Source organism: Spiroplasma endosymbiont of Sarcophaga variegata, assembly GCF_965178695.1.
Classification (GTDB): Bacteria; Bacillota_I; Bacilli_A; order Mycoplasmatales; family Mycoplasmataceae; genus Spiroplasma; species Spiroplasma poulsonii.
Window position 1 is genome coordinate 774348 of record NZ_CBCXVU010000002.1, and the last position, 23216, is coordinate 797563.

At 25.1% G+C, this 23216-nt stretch carries 22 protein-coding genes and 4 pseudogenes; 17 read left to right on the forward strand and 9 right to left on the reverse strand.

Annotation, left to right across the window (positions count from 1 at the left end; translation table 4 throughout):
• The first annotated feature begins 183 nt into the window (after positions 1–183).
• From ACOBME_RS05765 to ACOBME_RS05790, 6 genes are all read left to right on the forward strand, one after another.
• Complete coding sequence (locus ACOBME_RS05765) at positions 184–612, forward strand: hypothetical protein (protein ID WP_338964731.1); 429 nt, start codon at positions 184–186, stop codon at positions 610–612.
• A 52-nt stretch (positions 613–664) separates the two neighbouring features.
• Entirely contained in the window at positions 665–2029 is a 1365-nt protein-coding gene (locus ACOBME_RS05770) for a hypothetical protein (RefSeq protein ID WP_419334621.1), read from the forward strand.
• A 6-nt stretch (positions 2030–2035) separates the two neighbouring features.
• Positions 2036–2974: a hypothetical protein gene (locus ACOBME_RS05775; RefSeq protein ID WP_338964734.1), complete on the forward strand. Its 939-nt coding sequence runs from the start codon at positions 2036–2038 to the stop codon at positions 2972–2974.
• A complete protein-coding gene (locus tag ACOBME_RS05780) occupies positions 2964–4175 on the forward strand; it encodes a hypothetical protein (RefSeq protein ID WP_338964737.1) in 1212 nt (403 codons plus the stop codon). Before ACOBME_RS05775 ends, ACOBME_RS05780 begins: the two co-directional genes overlap by 11 nt.
• Before the next feature lie 2 nt (positions 4176–4177).
• The gene (locus tag ACOBME_RS05785; RefSeq protein ID WP_338964740.1) at positions 4178–4867 is read left to right on the forward strand and encodes a hypothetical protein; all 690 of its coding nucleotides are present in this window, start codon (positions 4178–4180) and stop codon (positions 4865–4867) included.
• Between the two features lie 123 nt (positions 4868–4990).
• On the forward strand, positions 4991–5134 hold the full coding sequence (locus ACOBME_RS05790) for a hypothetical protein (RefSeq protein WP_419334625.1): 144 nt from the start codon (positions 4991–4993) through the stop codon (positions 5132–5134).
• A 116-nt stretch (positions 5135–5250) separates the two neighbouring features.
• Here the strand turns inward: ACOBME_RS05790 and ACOBME_RS05795 are convergent, their stop codons facing one another.
• On the reverse strand, positions 5251–6222 hold the full coding sequence (locus ACOBME_RS05795) for an IS30 family transposase (RefSeq protein ID WP_338964743.1): 972 nt from the start codon (positions 6220–6222) through the stop codon (positions 5251–5253).
• 119 nt (positions 6223–6341) lie between these two features.
• Here ACOBME_RS05795 and ACOBME_RS05800 point away from each other — a divergent pair, with 119 nt between their 5' ends.
• Positions 6342–6467 carry a lipoprotein gene (locus ACOBME_RS05800; protein WP_419334628.1) on the forward strand — a complete coding sequence of 42 codons (126 nt, stop codon included), beginning with the start codon at positions 6342–6344 and terminating at the stop codon, positions 6465–6467.
• A gap of 329 nt (positions 6468–6796) precedes the next feature.
• Here the strand turns inward: ACOBME_RS05800 and ACOBME_RS05805 are convergent.
• Positions 6797–8179: pseudogene (locus ACOBME_RS05805) on the reverse strand (spiroplasma phage ORF1-like family protein); the annotation flags it as partial.
• Between the two features lie 81 nt (positions 8180–8260).
• On the opposite strand from ACOBME_RS05805, the gene ACOBME_RS05810 reads away from it, so the two are divergent.
• Complete coding sequence (locus ACOBME_RS05810; RefSeq protein ID WP_338963247.1) at positions 8261–9223, forward strand: IS1/IS1595 family N-terminal zinc-binding domain-containing protein; 963 nt, start codon at positions 8261–8263, stop codon at positions 9221–9223.
• A gap of 95 nt (positions 9224–9318) precedes the next feature.
• Here the strand turns inward: ACOBME_RS05810 and ACOBME_RS05815 are convergent.
• From ACOBME_RS05815 to ACOBME_RS05845, 7 genes and pseudogenes are all read right to left on the reverse strand, one after another.
• Positions 9319–10152, reverse strand: a pseudogene (locus ACOBME_RS05815) (spiroplasma phage ORF1-like family protein); the annotation flags it as partial.
• The gene (locus ACOBME_RS05820) at positions 10067–10405 is read right to left on the reverse strand and encodes a hypothetical protein (protein WP_338964619.1); all 339 of its coding nucleotides are present in this window, start codon (positions 10403–10405) and stop codon (positions 10067–10069) included. The pseudogene ACOBME_RS05815 and the gene ACOBME_RS05820, both read right to left, overlap by 86 nt.
• A 50-nt stretch (positions 10406–10455) precedes the next feature.
• A pseudogene (locus tag ACOBME_RS05825) lies at positions 10456–10716 on the reverse strand (hypothetical protein); the annotation flags it as partial.
• Entirely contained in the window at positions 10709–11722 is a 1014-nt protein-coding gene (locus tag ACOBME_RS05830; RefSeq protein WP_419334631.1) for a hypothetical protein, read from the reverse strand. The pseudogene ACOBME_RS05825 and the gene ACOBME_RS05830, both read right to left, overlap by 8 nt.
• Entirely contained in the window at positions 11722–11925 is a 204-nt protein-coding gene (locus ACOBME_RS05835; protein ID WP_338964616.1) for a DUF2649 family protein, read from the reverse strand. Before ACOBME_RS05835 ends, ACOBME_RS05830 begins: the two co-directional genes overlap by 1 nt.
• 151 nt (positions 11926–12076) lie before the next feature.
• A pseudogene (locus ACOBME_RS05840) lies at positions 12077–12511 on the reverse strand (DUF3627 domain-containing protein).
• 322 nt (positions 12512–12833) lie between these two features.
• Positions 12834–13796 (reverse strand): IS1/IS1595 family N-terminal zinc-binding domain-containing protein, encoded by a 963-nt coding sequence (locus ACOBME_RS05845; RefSeq protein ID WP_338963247.1) that lies wholly within the window; start codon positions 13794–13796, stop codon positions 12834–12836.
• A gap of 673 nt (positions 13797–14469) precedes the next feature.
• Here ACOBME_RS05845 and ACOBME_RS05850 point away from each other — a divergent pair.
• The 9 genes from ACOBME_RS05850 to ACOBME_RS05890 all read left to right on the forward strand — a co-directional run bounded on the left by ACOBME_RS05850 (position 14470) and on the right by ACOBME_RS05890 (position 23204).
• Entirely contained in the window at positions 14470–15432 is a 963-nt protein-coding gene (locus tag ACOBME_RS05850) for an IS1/IS1595 family N-terminal zinc-binding domain-containing protein (RefSeq protein WP_338963247.1), read from the forward strand.
• Between the two features lie 127 nt (positions 15433–15559).
• Positions 15560–16963 carry an ABC transporter permease gene (locus ACOBME_RS05855; RefSeq protein ID WP_419334634.1) on the forward strand — a complete coding sequence of 468 codons (1404 nt, stop codon included), beginning with the start codon at positions 15560–15562 and terminating at the stop codon, positions 16961–16963.
• A 93-nt stretch (positions 16964–17056) separates the two neighbouring features.
• A complete protein-coding gene (locus ACOBME_RS05860; RefSeq protein WP_419334636.1) occupies positions 17057–17785 on the forward strand; it encodes an FtsX-like permease family protein in 729 nt (242 codons plus the stop codon).
• A 173-nt stretch (positions 17786–17958) separates the two neighbouring features.
• Positions 17959–18957 carry a tRNA dihydrouridine synthase DusB gene (gene dusB, locus ACOBME_RS05865; protein WP_419334638.1) on the forward strand — a complete coding sequence of 333 codons (999 nt, stop codon included), beginning with the start codon at positions 17959–17961 and terminating at the stop codon, positions 18955–18957.
• A 16-nt stretch (positions 18958–18973) separates the two neighbouring features.
• Positions 18974–20476: a lysine--tRNA ligase gene (gene lysS, locus ACOBME_RS05870; RefSeq protein ID WP_338964759.1), complete on the forward strand. Its 1503-nt coding sequence runs from the start codon at positions 18974–18976 to the stop codon at positions 20474–20476.
• 8 nt (positions 20477–20484) lie between these two features.
• The gene (locus ACOBME_RS05875; protein WP_338964760.1) at positions 20485–21489 is read left to right on the forward strand and encodes an asparagine synthetase AsnA; all 1005 of its coding nucleotides are present in this window, start codon (positions 20485–20487) and stop codon (positions 21487–21489) included.
• On the forward strand, positions 21490–22176 hold the full coding sequence (locus tag ACOBME_RS05880; protein ID WP_338964762.1) for an IspD/TarI family cytidylyltransferase: 687 nt from the start codon (positions 21490–21492) through the stop codon (positions 22174–22176).
• Positions 22177–22289: 113 nt separating this feature from the next.
• Positions 22290–22679 carry a 30S ribosomal protein S6 gene (rpsF, locus tag ACOBME_RS05885; RefSeq protein ID WP_338964765.1) on the forward strand — a complete coding sequence of 130 codons (390 nt, stop codon included), beginning with the start codon at positions 22290–22292 and terminating at the stop codon, positions 22677–22679.
• An 81-nt stretch (positions 22680–22760) separates the two neighbouring features.
• Positions 22761–23204 carry a single-stranded DNA-binding protein gene (locus tag ACOBME_RS05890; protein ID WP_040092439.1) on the forward strand — a complete coding sequence of 148 codons (444 nt, stop codon included), beginning with the start codon at positions 22761–22763 and terminating at the stop codon, positions 23202–23204.
• Positions 23205–23216: the final 12 nt, after the last annotated feature.

The following is a 23216-nucleotide window of genomic DNA, read 5'->3' on the forward strand; positions in this document are numbered from 1 at the left end:
TTTATTACGCGTTTTAAGGCATAAATTAGTAATAAATTATATTAATATTATTTTTGTATAAAAAAGTATTGTATTGTCAAAATAATAGTCTATAATCAAGTTATAGGTTTAATCTTTTTCCATAAAAAAGAGTTTATGCTGACTTGTTAATCGGACAAGAATAAAAAAAAGAGGTTTATAAAAATGGCACTTACAAAAGAACAATTAATAGAACAAGGTTTAAGTGAAGAGATTGCTGAAAATATCTTAAATCAGTTTAATAATGAAGCAAAGCAAATTAGAGAAAGTGTGCAAAAACGCGAAGATGTTATATCAAAAGAAGACTTTATTAAATTATCTAATGAATTAGATGAATTAAAAGCATTTAAAGATATTCCATCAACTAAAATTGAAGATATTAAAACTAATTTAGATAAAGTTAGTGGTAATTCTTTAAGTGAAAGAATGCAAACTTTAAAAGAATTAAAACCTGATTTGTTTGTTGAAGAACAACAATCAATTTCACCAACTAATTTTATTAAAGATATGATTGAAAATTCGGTTGAAAATAAAAATGATGAAATTGAAACTATTAAAGAAAAAGGAGCATATACATACTCCTGAGGAAATTAAAAAATTAACTGATTATACACTTAAAAACCTTAAATAATAAGGGAGTGAAATTATGGCAACAATTAATTTGCCACAAGTACCTTTTACATTGGAAGGTAATACAACAGACCAAAAAGCGTATGTTGATATGGTTAATGCTTTATTGCGTGGACATTTATATAATGAATATGCAAGTATTATGCAATATGCAACAGCAACTGCTGAACAAGTTGCTTGATTACCTAATGCGGGACAAGCATTATATAATTTAACTCATCGTGTGGTATGACAAAATGATTATTCATTACCAAATGGTGGAGCAACTCAAACAATGGGATTAACAAGAATTCCAGTTCCGATTGATAAGAGATTTAATTTAAAATTAATGAATGAGGCTTTTGACTTGGCATTAATAGAACAAAATATTAAAAATGGTGTTATTGCTGATGCTATTTCTAGTGTTGTACAGAATAAATTTGTTAATTTAGAATGTGAATTAATTCAGGCTATTTATGATTATTGTTTAGCAGATGGTCAATATGAAGTAATTCCATTTCGTAGTTATACAGCAGAAAATGCTGATGATGCAAATAAGGCATTCTTTACATTAAATGAAACTTTGATTGAATTAACAAATCAAATTAGTAATTTATATTTTGGATTGCCAACTGATAAAATGTTTATGGTTTTAGGTCGTAGAGCCTATTTAGGATTAACACCTGCGTATTTAAAAGTAATTGGTTCACAAGCCCAATTAAAAGCAATGGTTAATGGTGAATTATATGAAAATACAGCAATGGGTATTCCTGTATCTAAAAGTTTTCATTTAGAAAAAACATATACAAAAGGACAAGTTGACCGTGATAAAGGTTATAATTTTACTAATGTAAATGGTTTAATTATTAATAAACAAGTATGAGCTTATCCAATTAATATGGATACTATTCAACAAGTTTTAGATAATGATACGGCTAACCCTAAATGAATTGGTAAAGTACAATATGCAACACCAACAATTTTATATCCAAAAACATGTAAAATTATTTTAGAAAAAGCGCCAACCCAAGATGAAATTAATACTGCTAAAAGTAATCTTAATAAAACATTTAGAGTTCCTGTTGATTATGTAATTCCATCATCAAATAAAATTGATATTAGTGGAATTAATAAATTAAATAAACCAACTATTCACGTTACAGACCCAACACAAACAACAGCAGAACAATTAAAACCACAATTTAAAGATGTTGTTTTAAAATCAGTAAAAGCGGTAAATAATTTTTTAACAGAAAATGATTATGATTACTTTATTGAAAGTAAAGGTGAAGACTGACCAATTAATATTACAAATGACAAAACTGTTGAAGTTCAAATTGAAGGTAAAAACAATGCTACTGGTCAAACAAACCCCATTGATGTTGTAATTAAAAATTCTTAATAAACAATGAATTTACTAATATTACGCGTTTTAACTTTATTAGTATCTAATTTAGAAAATAAACCTTTAATAAGTAAATTTGTAAATTTAATTAATAGAGTTAATCAAGTTCAAAATAAAATATTAAAACCAATTAATTATATTACTGATAAATATAATAAAATTACAAGTAAAGTTGAAGATATTTATCAATGATTAAATCCCTTTACTTATTTAGATTTAATTAAAAAAGGTCATAAAAAAGAAATACAACAAATATTAAGTCAATTAGAAAAAGATAATAATATTCAAAATAGAGAACAATTTAAAAATGAAAATTATCTAAATACTAATTGAAAGCCTTTAAATAGTAGTTGACTTGATAGTGGTATGTTTAATATTACAAATAAGTTAACTTTAACAGGTAATTTAACTATTTTAATATATACAAAAACAGCAAAACATCCAAAATTTTATGGTCCATATGTTTATCCTGGTGTTCCAGTTGAAATTTGAAAATTATTAAGTAATGCTGTATCTAATGCTGGGACTTTATTTTGGCGTTATTGATTAAGAAAATGATTACCTAGTCATTTAAGAAATTATATTAAAAAACGATTACCACAAACATTAAAAGAAAAATATCCCAAAGGAACTACTAAATTAACATTACCAACAGTTCAAAAATTACAACAAATTAAAAAGTTTATTAATAATTTAAAGATTGGACATTTTAATTTTAATTTTGCTGGTGAAATTAATAATAAAAAATGATATAAAGAGCGAATTGCTGATGTTAAAAATATTAAGAATTTATATAAAACACCAGTTAAAAATAAATTTTATCAGGTTAATAAATCTATTAAAGCAATTAATAAAACCAAAAGAAAGGTTAATAGTTATAAACCAAATAATTTAAAAAATAAATATCGTAATCAATTAAGGGGTGTTTTATATGGAAAATAATTTAAGTAATTTGTTATTTATAACAGTTGAAGATGTTAAAGCAAGTAAACTTTGACAACCTATTAATGATAGAAAACAATCTGCTTATAATGATAATTTAATTTATAATGCTATTTTAAAAACTAGTTTATGAATGGATAGATTATCAGGTGGAACAATTTCCGATAAAATAAATAAAAAAGATTTATTTCCCTGAGTAAAAAAAGATAATACTGGTTTAATTGAATATGATAAATGATTAAGTTATATTCAATCTGCTTGTTTATTAGCAGTTATAAATTGATATTTACCAAAAGGAGTTAATGATTTAACTGGTAGTGCTTCATTTTCACAAGGTGGTGTAGCATATTCACAAACTAATGACCCAGAAGCAAATGAAAATATTACTCGTGATGTTAAAAATGCTTTAAAATTAGCAGGTGAAATAATTGATATTATATCTAGTAAAACAGTACCTAGACCTTATAATTATAGTTTAGATAATTATGCTCATCCATGAGAAGAAGAATATAAACATATTAGTAAAAAAACTTTTTATCCAACATTATTATTTTGATTAAAAGAACGATTACAAACTGATAATTCAATAAATATTACTTATCCAATTATTAATGACTTTTCTAAAATTGATTATAACGATTATATTAAATTAATAGTTCCATTTGACAATGATACAATTTATTATGAAAATAATGTTTGAAAAGCAAAACAAGGTGGTGATGTTCCATCTGATGTTATTAAAGATAGTGATTTAAATAAAAATTATATTGTTAAAGAAAATGGTCAGTATATTGTAAAAACATCACAAGATATTATTCTTAAACAAGATAAATTAATAAGTGGTGAAAATATTAAAACTATTAATGGTAATTCATTATTAGGTAATGGTGATATTTCTATTAGTGTTGGTAATGATTGAGAATTTGTTGATACTAGTGATTTTAAACCAGCAACTGAATATCAAATTAAAAATTTTGATAAATCAAAATATATATATCAATTATGAGTAGCACCCAATTTATATCCATCTTGTTATATAAAAACAAATATTAATTATACTGTTAATTGTGCTGCGGGATATTTCATTATAGACCAAGGAATAACTGCAGTGATTGATTTAAGTGGAAAAGTTCAATTAGCAAATAATGCAGGAGCAGTTGAATTAAATAGTATATATATTGAAAGAAAATTGGTGAATTAATTATGAGACAAGATAAAACAACTTTATTAAAGGGTGCTTTACCTTGAAATTGATTTAAAAAAGATCCTATTCCAACTTATAATTGAACTCATAAAGATATTAGAGAATGAGAAAGAAAATATAAAATTCGTAGTTGAGTAGTTAGTTTTTATACATTGATATTTTTAGCATTAAATTGTTGATTAGAATATGGTATGATTAATGCAATAAAAGATAATATTAATTGATATAATTATGGTCAATATTGAGGTAATGGAATTTCAATATTATTAACACCCTTATTTACACATGGAATTCAAGGTATATTTGTTGCTAGTAGTAAACCAAAAGTAGATATGAAAATTGATATTCCACGATTAAAAGTTTCTAAACTGGGATTAGTATTTACAATTTTACCTTTAATTACTTTAATAATTTCTTTAATTATTATTTGAATTGATAAATCAAAATGAAAAAAAGACCATTTAAGACATTGTTTAGATTGTCGGATTAATTCTAGTGTTATTCAACCACGAATAGCAAAACAATGAAATAATTTAGATGGTATAACAGAAGAAATATTTAAAAATATGCAAAGTGAATTTATTAAAAAACAACAAGAAGAGTTAAAAAATAAGCAAAATAAATCAGAAGAAAAAGAACAAAAAACAGTAATAGAAACAGCAAAAGAAATATTAAATAGTAAGGAATAAAATAGACTATATTAGGGGTGGTTGATATTTTTGGGTGGTTATATAGTTTAATTTATAAATTATTTTGTTCTGAAAAAATGGATGGCCACTGTTTGAGTAAGGATAAGAAAGGAATTAAATAAAATGAATGAAACATTAATGATTGCTTTACTTGTATTAGCTGGTGCTGGTGGAATTGGTAGTCTTGGTATTCTTGGATTATCTGCTAAAAAAAGGAATTATGTAAAATGAAGTGCAACAAATCTTATTAGTCAAATAATACAATAAAAATCATAAAAAATCAATTATAAATTTTTAAAAATCAAAATATTTATAGTTTTTATTTTATTTTAAGGAAAATTAAGCACACTAAAAAATAATTTATTAAATTACTTCAAATAAACCTATTTAAAATTATCTGAAAATACCTCTTTTGCTGTTTTTCAATTAAGAACAGGCCTTAATTTATCATTTATAACATTAACTACTCAATTTATTTTTTGTTGACTAACATTATTAAAATCAGTTCCCTTAGGAAATCATTGTCTAAGTTCAGAATTCATATATTCAATTAATGGTTTTTGTTGTGGTTTACCAGGGTCACAAAAATAAACTTGTGTTTCAGCAAATATTTCTAATTCTCTTCATTTACTAAATTCTTTTCCTCTATCAGTTATTATTCCTTTAATTTTCCCAAATAAATTATTACTTATAACAATATCTTTAAACTTTTCCACAACTTCATTAGCAGTATGATTTTTTAATTTCATAACAAAATAACTTTTACTATTTTGTTCAACTAAAACCAAATTACTAGATTGATGCTCTTTTCCAACTATGGTATCCATTTCAAATCAACCAACATCAGTCTCTTTATTCTCAATATCTCATATTGATTTAAAATTAATTAATTTACCACGATTATCAAATTTTCCTTTTGTTTTATATTTTTTACCACGATGACGTAAATTCTGTTTTAAAAAAACATAAAAACCCAAACGAATTCATTTATACAATGTTTTAACACAAACAGGAAATTTAATACCAAACTTTAGAAAATAACGATGAATAAGTTGTGATGGAGAATCACGATAAACATTAAATCTTATATTAATAAAATTTAATTGTTCTTCTGTAAACTTATATCTTTTATTATTCTTTTTTCTTTTCTCATAATACATTTTATCTGACTTATAAGCACTATATTCATCAATAGTTTTAAAACGCTTAATTTCTCGCAAAATAGTACTACGATTTCTGTTCAAACATTTAGCAATTTGTGAAATATTTATTTCACCATTCTTTTTTAAAAATAATTTTGATAATAATAATTTTTCCAATTTAACCTTATCGATAAAACTTAAATGACTATACATAACATTTATATACCTTTCATTAATTTATAAATTTAATATTAAAATTATTTAATACATTATTGATATATGATAAAATCAATTATAGCATTCAAGTAATTTTAATAAAGGAGAAGTAAAATATGAAAAAGTTACTAAGTATTTTAGGAGTAATCGGATTAACAGCAACAAGTACAACAACATTAATTAGTTGTGAAAAACCAAATAATAATGAAAACGGGGGGGGGGGTAATAAACCTACACCATAACCACAACAACTACCAGAAAATAGCAAATGAACTAATATTCCTAGAACACAGGCGCCTAATAAAGAATTTTTAACTGCTACTAATAAATGATATTTTTATATAAATAAATATGAAAATAATTATATAACGACAAAATTTTATTTTGATAATAATTTTATTAATAATCAAAACACTTGATGACAACACTTAAAAAATGATTCAGATTTTATTTGAAACTATAATTTAGTATATCGTTGAAATAAAAACAATGAACCACAAATACCAGAAATTAATAAAGACACAGGACTAATAATTGATTGAAAAGAATAAAAGGACTAACAAGTCCTTTTTTAAATTAATCGAACAAACTTCATAAAGATAATTAATAGGAATATATTTGTTATTGTATTATATAATGCTGGACTAAATTTTCATACCTCAAATGTTTGACTAAAAAAACTATATATTGTTTGAAATATTTTACCAACACCGCTTGCTAATTCGTTTACTTGTTTAACACCGGGAATATTATTTACAATTCAAATTGCAGCATTTTTTATATGACACGCTAAATTATATCAACTACAACTTTCATATTGGGCTTGTCATCATTGTCCATCAGGAAACAACCCGCCATTATTTATTTCTTGTCAGTTATAAATTCCAAAATTAAAATCATAATAACGGTACATATCATTTTCTTTTTGGGCTTGTAATTCAAAAACATTATAACCGATTTTTTGTTCTTCAATTTTTTTGTATTTTAAACCGTATTTATCTTTTAAAGCACCTTCAAAAATATAACCTTCATTTTGATTAATATTATAATTATTTGCAACTGAAAAATCATAATTAAATACATTACCATAATTAGTATTATAAAAACGATTTTTAAATGCTGAATACAATTTAATGTCTAATTGATTGTATTTATCAGAAAAATAAAAATAACGAGGATAAATTTTAAAACCATTATTTGCTAATAAACCATATTTTTTATTATATCCTTGTACATAAGTATCATTTTCTAAATCAAAAATGGTACGTAAATAATCTTTATAAAAATTTTGGGAAACCGTAAACATACTATTTAATAGTTTTTCAAATTGATTTTTATTAGTATTAGTTTCATCAATTAAAACATCTCTAAAATTAATCAATTTTAAACCAAAAAAATTAATTAAAACAGTATCATACTGTAAATTATCAATATAACCACTTTCAATAAAATTACTGCGATTTTGAAATACAGGTACCAAAGCATGGGTAAAAAAGGCTTTTAAAAATTTATTAATATCAATTTGACCTTTCATCTGTTCAAAAACCATTTTACCAATATTAGGAGAATTACCTTGATAATAATTATAAGTTTCAGCACTAAAATTAAAAGTATCTTCTTTTTCTTTTATGAAAGAAAATAAAAAACCTAAATCATCAGTATACCAATAACTATTTGCATTATTACCATCCCAATATTGTTTAAAATGTGTTAATTCTAAACTACCAGCAATAATATTTTTATTTTCATCAATTGTTAAAATCATCCGATAAATTGATTTTCTAGTTAAAATAACATCAGGTTTTCAATCTAATTTTTCCATATTATTAATAATTTCAAAATCAAAAATTATTCTTTCACTACCCAAATTTGGGTCATCATAGTTTGGATTACCACCTTGCTGAATTCGGATATTTTCTTGTACAATAACATCAATATATTTAAGCAAAAAAGAACTTTAATTTTGTCGAAAACTCTTGATATTTATAAAATATACCTAAAATTAGGTATATTTTTAATATATAGAGGTAAATAAATGATGAAAAAAATAATTACAGAATTAATAAATAGCTTAACAGATGATCAATTTTTAGAATTTTATGAAAAAATAAAACAACAAGCAGACTTAATTAAAAAACAAAAACGTTTAAATGAAATTGATCAAAAATTTAGAGATAAAGGCATTATATGTCCTAATTGCAAATCTTTTCATTGTGTTAAAAATGGTCATAATTCCGAAGGAAAACAAAAATATTTATGTAAAAAATGTCGTGCTAGTTTTGATGCATTTCGTCATCATTTTACTTATTGAAGTCATTTAAATTATGAACAGTGAAATTTATTAATTCAAATTTCATTGTTAGGACAATCTAGTAAAATAATTTCTCGTTTTATTAAAACAACCCCAAAAACCGCTTGATATAATCGACAAAAATTAATGCAATCAAAACAATTAGAAAATACACAGTTAAAATTTAAAAAATTAAATGGTCAAATCCAAATGGATGAAACATTTATTAAAGAAATTCATAAAGGCAATTTTAAAGATAAATTTGATAAACGAAAAACTCATCTCGATCCATTTTCAACTGATACCAAATGCTGTATTCAAATGGCAGTTGATAGCAATAATAATATTTTTGTTCAATCCACCAATACCAAAAGATTACAAAAACAATGGATTATTGAAAATATGAATAAGCAACTAATTAAAGAAAAATCAATAATTATTTCTGATATGCAACCACTATATTTATTAGTAGCAAAACAAACAAATTCTACTCTATATTCCACCAAAACTAGTACAAACCCTGATACTAGTTATCAAAAGTTAAATAAGATTAGTAAATTACAATCCAGTCTTAAAGAAGCCTTAATTCATTATCATGGTTTGGGTTTCACTAATATTCAAAATTATTTAAAGCTCTGAAAATGAAAATACCAACACAAAGGTTTAACACCAAACCAACAATCAACGGTATTATATTTTAACGTTTAAAAAATTTAAAGCAAAATCATAATCTTACACAAAATTAGTTTTCAAATTGTCATATTGATGATTTTTTTTATTTCATCAAGAGTTTTCGACAAAATTAAAGAAAAAGAACGAACATTTTGATAATATTCAGTATATAATTTTAATTTGCCATCATTATCAACAACTGGTAATTCTGGTTCACCGTTTCCATCTCAACGATATACTAAATTATAGTTTCAAATAAAATCTGAATCATTTTTTAAGTGTTGTCATCAAGTGTTTTGATTTTTAATAAAATTATTATCAAAATAAAATTTTGTAAGCAAATATTGACCATTTCTTTTTTCTCCATAAAAATATCATTTATTAGTAGCAGTTAAAAATTCTTTATTAGGTGCCTGTGTTCTAGGAATTTGTATTCAAAACTCATTAATCATTTTAACTAATTGTAAATTATCAATACCTCTTTCTAATTTATTAATAACTTCCACAGTATTAAAATACTTAGCAAAAGAATAAGAAAAATTAGTTAATTCTTTTAAAAATTGTTTTTTATCAACATCATAGAATTTATCAATATTATATTGTTTAGCATAAGTATCTCAATTTTTATATAAATCCATAAACTCATCACTAGGCTTATCAAATGAAATTCCCGTTGAATAACTATCCTTTAAAAAGTCTAAATATCATTTATCATTATAAGTTAATGTTTGTGATGTTTTTAGAGTTGGATTAATAAAGTAATTTGTTTCAGACCAGTTTTCAAAAAAACTACTGCGTAAAAACATTGTATTAATAAAATCAGTTTCATTCATTCCCATTGTTTGTTAATTAACAGTATAATTCTGCTGATTTAAGGGTTTAAATGCTGTTAAAGTAATAAATGGAATAATTAAACCTAAAATACCTAAAATAGATATGGCAAATAAAGATAATGATTTTTTCATATTTATAATTCAACCCCCAACTATACAATGTTTTTGAAACAATAAACCCAACAATATATAAACTTGATATTGTTAACATTAATGGATGACTAAACAAAATTGCCATTTTACCAAACAAAGAAAGTAAAAAAGTATCTGAGTTATATAAATCCATAATGATATTTTTTGCTGATGTTAATTGATTTATAATCACCGTAATAAAACTAGTACCAAAAATAGCAATTGCAGCAACTAATAAAACTAATCTAATCATTAATCTGTTTCCTTTCACCGACCATTTTTATTAGCCTTATGTGCTTTTTTAACACCACGTACTGTTGAAGCATACAATTTTGATGTATTGTTTTTAACAGTTGAACCTAATTCATTATATTGTGTTCTTGTTCCGTGGATAGCATAAATTGATAACTTAACAACCATAAAAAAGATAATAAAATAAGCAATAGTTGTATTTGTCATTGGTAATTTAGTATTTCAAATTACATCAAAAATAAACAAAAATACATCAAAAATCAAACTAAAAATCTTATCTCAATTATTACTTTCTGATAATAAATTAATCATCTTTATCACTTCCTTTTTCTTTTTTAGGTTTTAAATTTTTTTTCAAAATATCAATATCAAACAATGCTAAACGCTCTTTAACACTTAATTTAGTAATTTCTGACCAATAATATTCTTTATAATTAACTATTTCATCATTTTTTAAATCACGAACAAACTTTAATCATTTACTATCATATTTCTGTGCAAATTCTAATGGAATAATTATTTTAAAAAACCGAATTCCTAACCCAACATCCGACTTATGTTTTGCTCGTTTACCTTCGGCTGTTCGTTCTACTGATTTTGTTTTTCAAATTTCATAATCTGTAATATCTTGAAAAATACCAATTCGCATAATAAAGAAAAGATTAAAAAAATTAAATCCTTTTTTAGCAATAGGTTTTTTCAATGAAATTGGAATAATAATACCACTTGCTAATTGTTGAATATTATTTCAAATCATACCCTCACGCTGAGCAGTAAATAAAGCACGATTACCAAAATGTCTTGCTAATACAATTCACGGAATTTTACCACTACGAACTTTTTTCTCATCGTGGGGACTAGTTCCATCAATATATAAATAACTTTCATCAAATAAAATAACACTATCATTTGGGGGAACTGGTTTTGTTCTATCTGTAAAATCTAAATTTTTAAATGTTAAAACTTTAACTTTATCATCTTCTAACGGATAATTACTATAAATCTTATCTGTTAATAGTTTCATAGTTTGTGATAAATAAGTTAAAAGTAAAGTTTTTCCCGTCCCTAACTTACCAATAATTACTGATAACGGATTATCTCAAACAAAATTAACTAAACGAAAAGCACTCAACTGATAAAATATGTTTTTTCAAACTCATCAGACAAAATAAACACATTGCAAAGCAAACAATAATCAAAATACTAAACCGGTATAATTTAATGAAATTATTCAAAGTAATAAATCAATTAAACTAAACAAAATCATTGAACCACCAATATAACAATAATTTTTTAAGAAAAATATAAATTTTTTCATTACTTAAAATACCCAACTATTTTAAAAACCATTCACAATAAAAACCACGTTAAAAATAAAATCACAATTCAAATACCAATCATAAGAGTTAAATATTCATTTTGATTTAAATTTCAAGTTGTAATAATTTCAACATTCGTTTTATCTATAAACAAAAATACATAAATAAAAAACTCTTTTAATTTTTCTCAATCATTTTGCATATTTAAAAACTCCACATTTTCTGAATAAGTTTAAAAAACATCCCCAAAAATAAAACGATAAATAATACAAATGATATGACATATAAAAATTCATGAGCATTTGAACCAATAATATAACTAACAAATTGAACTCAATAATCATATAAACCCATTAATTTAAGTCCTTCAAGTCATTAATTAATTTATCTACTTTTTCATCACTTCAATTTGTTAAATTATTGTTAGTTGTTTTTACTTTTTGAGGTTCACCAGGAAATATTGCTTTTTTCATTTGTGTAAAATAATTTTATTTGTATTGATTATACAAATTGATTAGTTCTGCTCCAGTTAAATATTTTCACACATGACGTTTTAAATTTTCATCATATTTTACAATAGGATAAGAATTATCATAAATCAAACAGATTGCTACTTGTTCTGAGTGTTTTTCACTCAGATAAATAAATTTATTACTCAACCAAAAACCAATATGACGATTATGATTAGGTAAATTTATAAAAATTGCTTTTTCTGTTTCAAAAACTATCAACTCTTTACGAATAAAATAATTTTCTATATTTTGATTTTTCTTAACAAAATTACTCAATTTTATCAACCCCTAACTAAATATTTATTTAATAAACAATGTTATATTTAATGTTTATATATTGTTTACTTATTGATAAAAACACTGATTATTAACAATGTTATACATAATGCTATATATTGTTTATTTAATGTTTAATAAACAATGTTATTAACAATGTTAAATATATAAAATAATAAAAATTGACACACTGAAAAATACTATTTAATTTTTAATAATAGTCTTTAATTTTGTCGAAAACTCTTGATGAAATAAAAAAAATCATCAATATGACAATTTGAAAACTAATTTTGTGTAAGATTATGATTTTGCTTTAAATTTTTTAAACGTTAAAATATAATACCGTTGATTGTTGGTTTGGTGTTAAACCTTTGTGTTGGTATTTTCATTTTCAGAGCTTTAAATAATTTTGAATATTAGTGAAACCCAAACCATGATAATGAATTAAGGCTTCTTTAAGACTGGATTGTAATTTACTAATCTTATTTAACTTTTGATAACTAGTATCAGGGTTTGTACTAGTTTTGGTGGAATATAGAGTAGAATTTGTTTGTTTTGCTACTAATAAATATAGTGGTTGCATATCAGAAATAATTATTGATTTTTCTTTAATTAGTTGCTTATTCATATTTTCAATAATCCATTGTTTTTGTAATCTTTTGGTATTGGTGGATTGAACAAAAATATTATTATTGCTATCAACTGCCATTTGAATACAGCATTTGGTATCAGTTGAAAATGGATCGAGATGAGTTTTTCGTTTATCAAATTTATCTTTAAAATTGCCTTTATGAATTTCTTTAATAAATGTTTCATCCATTTGGATTTGACCATTTAATTTTTTAAATTTTAACTGTGTATTTTCTAATTGTTTTGATTGCATTAATTTTTGTCGATTATATCAAGCGGTTTTTGGGGTTGTTTTAATAAAACGAGAAATTATTTTACTAGATTGTCCTAACAATGAAATTTGAATTAATAAATTTCACTGTTCATAATTTAAATGACTTCAATAAGTAAAATGATGACGAAATGCATCAAAACTAGCACGACATTTTTTACATAAATATTTTTGTTTTCCTTCGGAATTATGACCATTTTTAACACAATGAAAAGATTTGCAATTAGGACATATAATGCCTTTATCTCTAAATTTTTGATCAATTTCATTTAAACGTTTTTGTTTTTTAATTAAGTCTGCTTGTTGTTTTATTTTTTCATAAAATTCTAAAAATTGATCATCTGTTAAGCTATTTATTAATTCTGTAATTATTTTTTTCATCATTTATTTACCTCTATATATTAAAAATATACCTAATTTTAGGTATATTTTATAAATATCAAGAGTTTTCGACAAAATTAAAGATAATAGTTATTAAAATATAAAATTAATCATTTATAATTAAATTGATATTTTTGCACTACACACTGCCTACAAATTTTAAAAAGAAAGTAGATATATTTATAAAGAATATTATAAAAATTTATATTCCAAAACTACTATTAATATGACCCTTAATAAAAATATTCTTATTTTTATTAAATCCTACTTTAAAACAATTATTTCATTACTAATAATTTCAATAATAACTTATATACAGTGTGTAATACAAAAATAAACAACAAAATTATTTAATCAACTCACATAAAAGCTAGTGTGCCATAGCTAAGATATATGATCAGTAATAATAAATATTAAAATACTTTAACCATAACACGGAAAAAGTTTAAAATCTTAATGATAACAAAAATACCAAATGGAATTAAAATAATTCAGGTAGTATACATTATTTTGAGGTTTTTAATAAAATTAAGTAATTAGAAACAAATTAAGTTTCGCTTATAATTAAATGATAACAAAATTTATAAAAAATTCCTTTAATTTTGTCGAAAACTCTTGATATTTATAAAATATACCTAAAATTAGGTATATTTTTAATATATAGAGAGGTAAATAAATGATGAAAAAAATAATTACAGAATTAATAAATAGCTTAACAGATGATCAATTTTTAGAATTTTATGAAAAAATAAAACAACAAGCAGACTTAATTAAAAAACAAAAACGTTTAAATGAAATTGATCAAAAATTTAGAGATAAAGGCATTATATGTCCTAATTGCAAATCTTTTCATTGTGTTAAAAATGGTCATAATTCCGAAGGAAAACAAAAATATTTATGTAAAAAATGTCGTGCTAGTTTTGATGCATTTCGTCATCATTTTACTTATTGAAGTCATTTAAATTATGAACAGTGAAATTTATTAATTCAAATTTCATTGTTAGGACAATCTAGTAAAATAATTTCTCGTTTTATTAAAACAACCCCAAAAACCGCTTGATATAATCGACAAAAATTAATGCAATCAAAACAATTAGAAAATACACAGTTAAAATTTAAAAAATTAAATGGTCAAATCCAAATGGATGAAACATTTATTAAAGAAATTCATAAAGGCAATTTTAAAGATAAATTTGATAAACGAAAAACTCATCTCGATCCATTTTCAACTGATACCAAATGCTGTATTCAAATGGCAGTTGATAGCAATAATAATATTTTTGTTCAATCCACCAATACCAAAAGATTACAAAAACAATGGATTATTGAAAATATGAATAAGCAACTAATTAAAGAAAAATCAATAATTATTTCTGATATGCAACCACTATATTTATTAGTAGCAAAACAAACAAATTCTACTCTATATTCCACCAAAACTAGTACAAACCCTGATACTAGTTATCAAAAGTTAAATAAGATTAGTAAATTACAATCCAGTCTTAAAGAAGCCTTAATTCATTATCATGGTTTGGGTTTCACTAATATTCAAAATTATTTAAAGCTCTGAAAATGAAAATACCAACACAAAGGTTTAACACCAAACCAACAATCAACGGTATTATATTTTAACGTTTAAAAAATTTAAAGCAAAATCATAATCTTACACAAAATTAGTTTTCAAATTGTCATATTGATGATTTTTTTTATTTCATCAAGAGTTTTCGACAAAATTAAAGGTTTATTTAGCAAGTAGTGGTGTTCTAATGGCATATAATTCATTAGGACCAATTTCAAAGATCAGTTCAATGAAAGTAACAACAACAATTTATACCTTATTAGGAATTGGAATGATTGTTTTAGCATTTATTTTTATTAGTTTTGTTATGAAAAAAGAAATGAACAAAACAAGAAAACAATTAGGGATTTTTAAAGCACTAGGATATCGTACTAGTGAGTTGGTGTGAATTTTCACTGTTAAAACATTAATAACAATTATGGGTGGTTTAATTTTTGGATATTTACTTTCAATTCCATTGCAAATTTACATGTATGGACAATTTGAAACAATGGTAACGATTAGTTATGATAAGGTTTATGCAGGATGAGGATTTATGACAATAATTTTTATAGTTGTTCCTGTTTTCTTTACGATTGCTTCATATATTACAACATTTTTATATATTAAAGAACCAATTCTATCATTAGTAAATAATGTTGCAAAAAGTAATAAGGCTGTTCGTGCTGGTTTAATATCACGGTCATTATCAAAACATGGCAAAGCATTTACTTGGTGTTTACAACTTGCTTTTACTTCTCGAAATAAAGGTAAATTTACTTTAACAATTATTTTATTTTTCTTTTCATCATTATTGTTAATCTTAATGTTAGGAACAACAAATATTGCCAAATCAATTACCAGTGGGATGTTTAATATGTTAAATAGTAAATTAGATCATACTTTAACATTTAATAATTTTCCCCGAATTAACGGGAATGGACAAGCAAACGGACAATTGACTATTAGCGATCAAGATTATCAACAATATGATTTTAAGTTTAAGTCTTATCATAATCTTAGTGATATTACAAAAACTAATCAGACTGCCACAACCTTTCATAACGCCTTTAATAAAATTGATCCAACTTCACCAACGGCAGGACAACAATATATTGCTTTACTACAAAAATATAAAGTTCAAGATCAAAGCGGGGATAATCAATATTTGTATCTAAAAGATTTAAAAACAATTTTCATTCTAATGAGTACGAATAATACTTTTTATCAAAATAAATTTGATCCAAGTATTTATCCAAATTTAATGAGCTTAATGTTAAATGCAATTATGATGGATGATAATGCTAATTCAGTTGTAACTTTTAATGACTTCTTATATAACCCCAATCAAGAAACAACTTTCTATTCGCTTCCAGTTATTTTAGATAGTAATCTTGATGAACCGGGAATGACAATTAAAGGAATCAATAACAATGGTAATATTGGAGGATACTATAATAATGCATTGAATTGAGAAGGAATTTCGCAACAACAAATCGATGAAATTTTTAATCCAACAAATACACCAAATAAAATTAAAGGATTAATTTCTTATAAATTAGCACGGAATGCTAATTATAAAATTGGTGATACTTTCAAAGTAAAAACATAGACACCAAATAAAACTAGTGTTGAAGTTGAGATTATTGGGATTATTAAAAATAATACGGTTACTGATGACATTTATACTAGTTATGATAATGTTATGCATAATTTGTTTGTTGCAAATACAATTGATCCAAAACAACCAGAAGCAAATATTTACAATGGCTTGTATTCACAACAAAAAATGTATGAGGGTAAAATTGATTTAAAAAACATGGCAGAATCAATTAAAAATTTAAAATTCATTGGGAATAATTTAGTAATTTCTGCTAGTCATAATCAATCAATTTGAGATGCCTTACTTAATATTGATACAAAAACAGTAACCGCAACTCTAATTAGTGGAATGGCAGGAACAGGATCAACAGGAAAAGATTTTGGAATGTTACCGTTAAACATTCTTCGAACTTCAGTTGATGATATGTTAACAAAAATGAACAGTTCAATGTTAATGTTTGAACCATTAGTTGCGTTAATTATTTTAATCTTGTTAGTAGTTGTTGTGATGGTTATTATTGATGAATTAATTCCAATTATTTTAACAATGAAAGCAATTGGATATAATAATGGCAAAATTAACTTTGTTGTTATGGGTAGTTATGTGATCGGGGTTATTATTACCTTTATTGTTGCTTGAGTTGTTTCAATCTTAATTTGGCAAGGCCTTGGGATTTTAATCTACAATCTCTTTAAAATTGTTTTAAATATTCCAATTGATATTAAAGGACCATTAATCGCTTTAGCTATTATTACTATCATTTTATTGACTTTATGATTTACTGCAATGAACTCAATTAAAAAACGCCATGTAACAGAAATTACTAATTAAAATTACTTTGTCATAATTAAAAAACAATCAAAATAACTTTAATAATAGTATTATTAAAGTTATTTTTAATGCTGTTTAAATTAATATTAAAAATAAAGGTAATTTATTGAATTTATAATCATTTTTTATTAATATTTACTTAATGACTATTAATTAAAGAAGGAACTAAAAAGATGAAAATAGGGAATATTGATATTAAAGGGCAAGTTTTCTTAGCACCAATGGCAGGAATTACCAATGAGGCATTTCGGATTATTTGTCATGAGTTAGGAGCGGGATTAGTTTATGCTGAGATGGTTAGTGATAAAGCAATTTTGCAATGAAATGAACGAACTTTGCAAATGATTAAGGTAAATAAATTAGAACACCCAATCTCAATGCAAATTTTTGGGACTGATGTTGAAACATTTGTTGAAGCAGCTAAATATGTTGATCAAAACAGTGATTGTGATATTATTGATATTAATATGGGTTGCCCAGCACCCAAAATTGCAATTAAATCACAAGCGGGTTCATTTTTATTAAAACATCCACAGCGTGTTTATGAAGTTGTTAAAGCAGTTGTTGAAAATGTTAGGAAACCAGTAACTGTTAAAATTCGTATTGGTTGAGATGAAGAAAATATCAATTGTGTGGAAATTGCAAAATATTGTGAACAAGCGGGAGCAAAAGCAATTGCAGTCCATGCTCGAACACGTAATCAGTTTTATTCAGGAAAAGCTGATTGAAGTTGAATTAAAAAAGTAAAAGAGAATGTTAGTATTCCAGTGATTGTAAATGGTGATGTTTTTAGTTGTGAAGATGCTAAACGAATGTTAGATGAAACGGGTTGTGATGCCGTTATGCTTGCTCGTGGTGCACAGGGGAATCCTTGGATATTTAAACAAATTCAACATTTTCTTGATACCGGTGAAAAAATTGAACAACCATCGTTAGATGAATGACAAAGCATCATTTTCCGTTATGCGGAATTATTATTAAATTTAAAAGTAGAACGTGTTGCTGCTAGTGAAATGAGAAATAATTTAGCATTTTATTTTAAAGGAAAACCAGAGGCAACAAGTTATAAAACACGAGCTACACAAATAAATACAATATTTGAGTTAAAAACGCTTGTTAATGAATATATTGACTATTATTATTATAATAATAATAGTAATTTTGTTAAATAATAAAAGGAGAGTTAAAATGGAAAAACGCAGTTTTACAGAACAAGAACAAATTAGACGTGATAAATTAGAAAAGTTAATTAAAGATGGCCATAATCCTTTTATAATTGCAAAGTTTGAACGGACACATACTAGTAAAGAGGTTAATGAACAATTTAATAGTTTATCAAAAGAAGAATTAAATGCAATTGATAATAAAGCAATAGTAAAAATTGCTGGACGAATCAAAACATTTCGTGAAGCAGGGAAAGCTACTTTTGCAACCTTACAAGATCAAAATGGGATTTTTCAAATTTATGTTCGTAATGATGAAGTTGGCGATGCAAAATACCATGAATTTGTTGACTTTGATTTAGGTGATATTATTGGTGTTAGCGGAGTAATGATGAAAACGAATACTGGTGAGTTAACAGTTCGTGTAAAAGAATTTGTTTTATTATCAAAAGCTTTACGTCCATTACCAGATAAGTATTATGGAATGACTGATATTGAGGAAAAATATCGTCGTCGTTATGTTGATTTAATTATGTCAGCTGAAGCAAAAGATATTTTTATTAAACGAAGTAAAATAATTGCTTTAATGCGTGACTTTTTTAATAACAAAGGATATTTAGAAGTTGAAACCCCAGTTTTACAACCAATTCATGGTGGAGCTGCAGCAAAACCATTCACAACACATCATAATGCCTTAGATATGAATTTCTATTTACGTGTAGCAACTGAACTACCATTAAAACGATTAATTGTTGGTGGTTTTGAGGGGGTTTATGAAATTGGTCGTTTATTTAGAAACGAGGGGATGGATACTCGTCACAATCCAGAATTTACAACCGTTGAAATTTATATTGCATATCAAGATATGAGTTTTTTAATGCAATTAACAGAAGATACAATTTGTTATATTGCAAAAAACATTTTAAATAAAGATGAAACAGAATATGATGGGGTGACAATTTCATTTAAACAGCCATGAAAGCGCTGACATATGATTGATGCAATTAAAGAGATTATTGGTGTTGATTTTTGAAAACCAATGACTTTTGAAGAAGCAAAAAAAATTGCGAAAGAGAAAAATGTTGTTATTGAAAAATTTCATAATTCAGTTGGACATATTATTAATTTATTTTTTGAAGAATTTGTTGAAGATAAATTAATCCAACCAACATTTATTTATGGTCATCCTGTTGAAGTTTCACCATTAGCAAAAGCAAATGCCCAAGATCCACGTTTTACTGACCGTTTTGAATTGTTTATTAAAGGTCGTGAATATGCTAATGCTTATTCAGAATTAAATAATCCCGTTGAACAATATGATCGTTTTGTTAGTCAGTTAGCAGAACGTGATAACGGTAATGATGAAGCACAAGAGTTGGATATTGATTTTGTTGAAGCATTGGAATATGGAATGCCACCAACGGGTGGTTTAGGAATTGGGATTGATCGTTTAGTTATGTTATTAACAGGACAAGACTCAATTAAAGATGTCATATTATTCCCTCATATGCGGCCAAGAGGAAAATAGGTGATTATATGGCATACGATATCCAAATTGGATATAGTTCAATTTTAACATTACGAGAAACAGTAGGGGCAATTAGTTTAGTTAAGCTTGAATTGGTTTGTCGTTTTATTATTCAATTTAATCTTTTAAAAGTTGATGCGCCTTTAATTAGTAGCGAAGAAAAAGGTTTAAATGATGATTTTCAAATGACAGAGCGCCCAATTGATTTTGACATTTCACCAAGTAATTTAGTTGGTGAAATTTTGCAATCACACAATAAATGACGAATAAGTGCAATTGTTCGTTATGAATTAAATGAAAATGAAGGAATTCTAACAACAGCAATGGTGCTTCGTCGTGATATTAAACAATCAAATAGCCAGGCCGTAACTTTTAGCGAAATTGGATTTGATTTATTATTGGATGAGGAAAAAATTACACTATTAAAAATTCAAGAAACAATTGATAAAGCGATTAATATTATTAGTGAAGTTGAAGATATTTTATTATTAAAATTTCCACAATTAAATAAAAAATTTGGAAAGAAATTAAATTGAACAAGTAATACTGAATTGCAAAAGGCGATGCGATTATTAAGCCACCATGAACGCTTAAACCGTTATACAAGAGAACATGGGGCGACAATTTTATATGGTTTAAAAAAAGTTATTACTAACAACACAATTGAAATTAGTGAATCACAAGATGTTTTTAATTGAGAATTATATGCAAAAATTTTTGTTTATTATTTTGTTTTAGAAAAAGCAATTTGTATTGGTTATTGTGCCGCTAGTGTTAATCGTGATGTTTTAAAAGAACAATTAGCTGTATCAAAAGAAACAATTAAATTAAAAACAGAATATGATGCGAAAGTAGCAAAAGATGAATTGCCAGTAACATTATCATTTGGTCTTTATAAATCACAGTTAGATTTATTTTTATTAGAAAAACAACATATTGGTGAAGTAATTGCTTCCGTTTGGAGTGATGATTTTTTAGAATATGCTGAAAAAAATGGAATTGATATTTTATAAATGAAAAATTATACGGTAATTATTGTTGCAGCAGGGAATTCATCACGCTTTAAACAAAAAAATAATAAATTATTATATCAAATTAATGATAGTAATACCGTTATTGAAGAAACCTTAGCCCTGTTCTTAGGTGATCCTTTTTGTACGGAAATTATTGTTGGTGTTAATGATGAAATACTAAACTTTTTATTAAAGAAAAATTATCAAGATCAAAGGCTTCAGTTTGTCCTGGGCGGATTAGAACGAGTTGATACAATTCATCATTGTTTAACTAATCATAAAATTAAAAATGAAATGGTAATGATTCATGATGGTGTTCGTTGTTTTGTTAGTTTAGATTTTATTAATAAATTAAATCAAACTTTTTACAAAGAAAATTATGAAGTTTTAATTCCAATGTTACCAATAACAGAAACACTTAAAAAAGTTAATCATTGTTTTGTTGAAAAAACAATTAACCGTGATGAGTATTTTACGATTCAAACGCCACAAGTTTTTAAAACAGCGTTATTATATAATGTTTATGATGAATACTTTCGTACGAAAAATAAAAAAATAATTTATGATGACAGTTATTTAGTTGAATTATTTGCCAAAAATACAAAGATTCATACAATACTGGGGGAAAAGCAAAATATTAAAATAACTTATTTTGATGATTTAAAATTATTAAATTTAGGTAAATAAACCTTACAATTATAACTAATATAAGGTATAATTGACAACGAGTTAATAATGCTTTGATGATGATTATTAGCTCCTTGTCCGAATAGGACCTAGACCAAGAGGAGGAAAATAAAGTGCGTAAGTACGAAGTTATGTATATCTTAAATCCAGAAGCAGCGAATTTAGACGAATTAGAAGGTCGTCTACATAAAATTTTAGAAGCTAATGGTGGAAAAATTGAAGAACACGGTAAATGAGGGATTAGAACTTTAGAATATCCAATTAAAAAGAAAACAAAAGGATACTATGGTGTATTAATTTTTAATACAACCTCAGAAAATATTGATGAGTTTGTTCGTATCAGTCACATTGAGCAAGATGTATTACGAATTTTAGTAATTAATACTGAAAAAGAAAAAGGATATATTCAATCAACTGTTTATGCAAAAACAGAAGTTAAGAATGATAAGCCAGACCGTGAACGTAAACCGGGAAATAAAAGACCAGATTATTATAGAACGTAATGAACAACGCGTTGAAGGTGAAGAACTTAGAACAACAAAACCAGTTGAAGCAAAAGAATAATTTAGGAGGGTGAAAGAGGTATGTTAAATCGAGTTTCATTAGTAGGAAGAATAACACGTGATTTAGAATTAAAAAATTCTGTTAATAATAAACCATTTGTGGCTTTTACCTTAGCAGTAAATAATAATTTTAATGATCAAGCATCATTTATTTCATGTTTTGCTTGAAATAAAACAGCAGAAAATATGGCCCGTTATTTAAAAAAAGGTTCATTAATTGCTTTAGATGGTCGTTTACAAACAAGAACAGATAATGTTAATGGACAAATGACAACAATTATGCAAGTAATTGCAGAAACTGTTTCGTTTTTAGATTCAAGAGGGACAGGGACTACGGCTAATATGGGAACCCCAACACCAAATTCTAATGATCTTAATAATATGACTTCTTTCAATCAAACAGAATCACAAGATAATAATGATAGTATTAGTTTTGATGGTGATGATGCAATTTTATGAGATTAAAAAGAAAGGAAC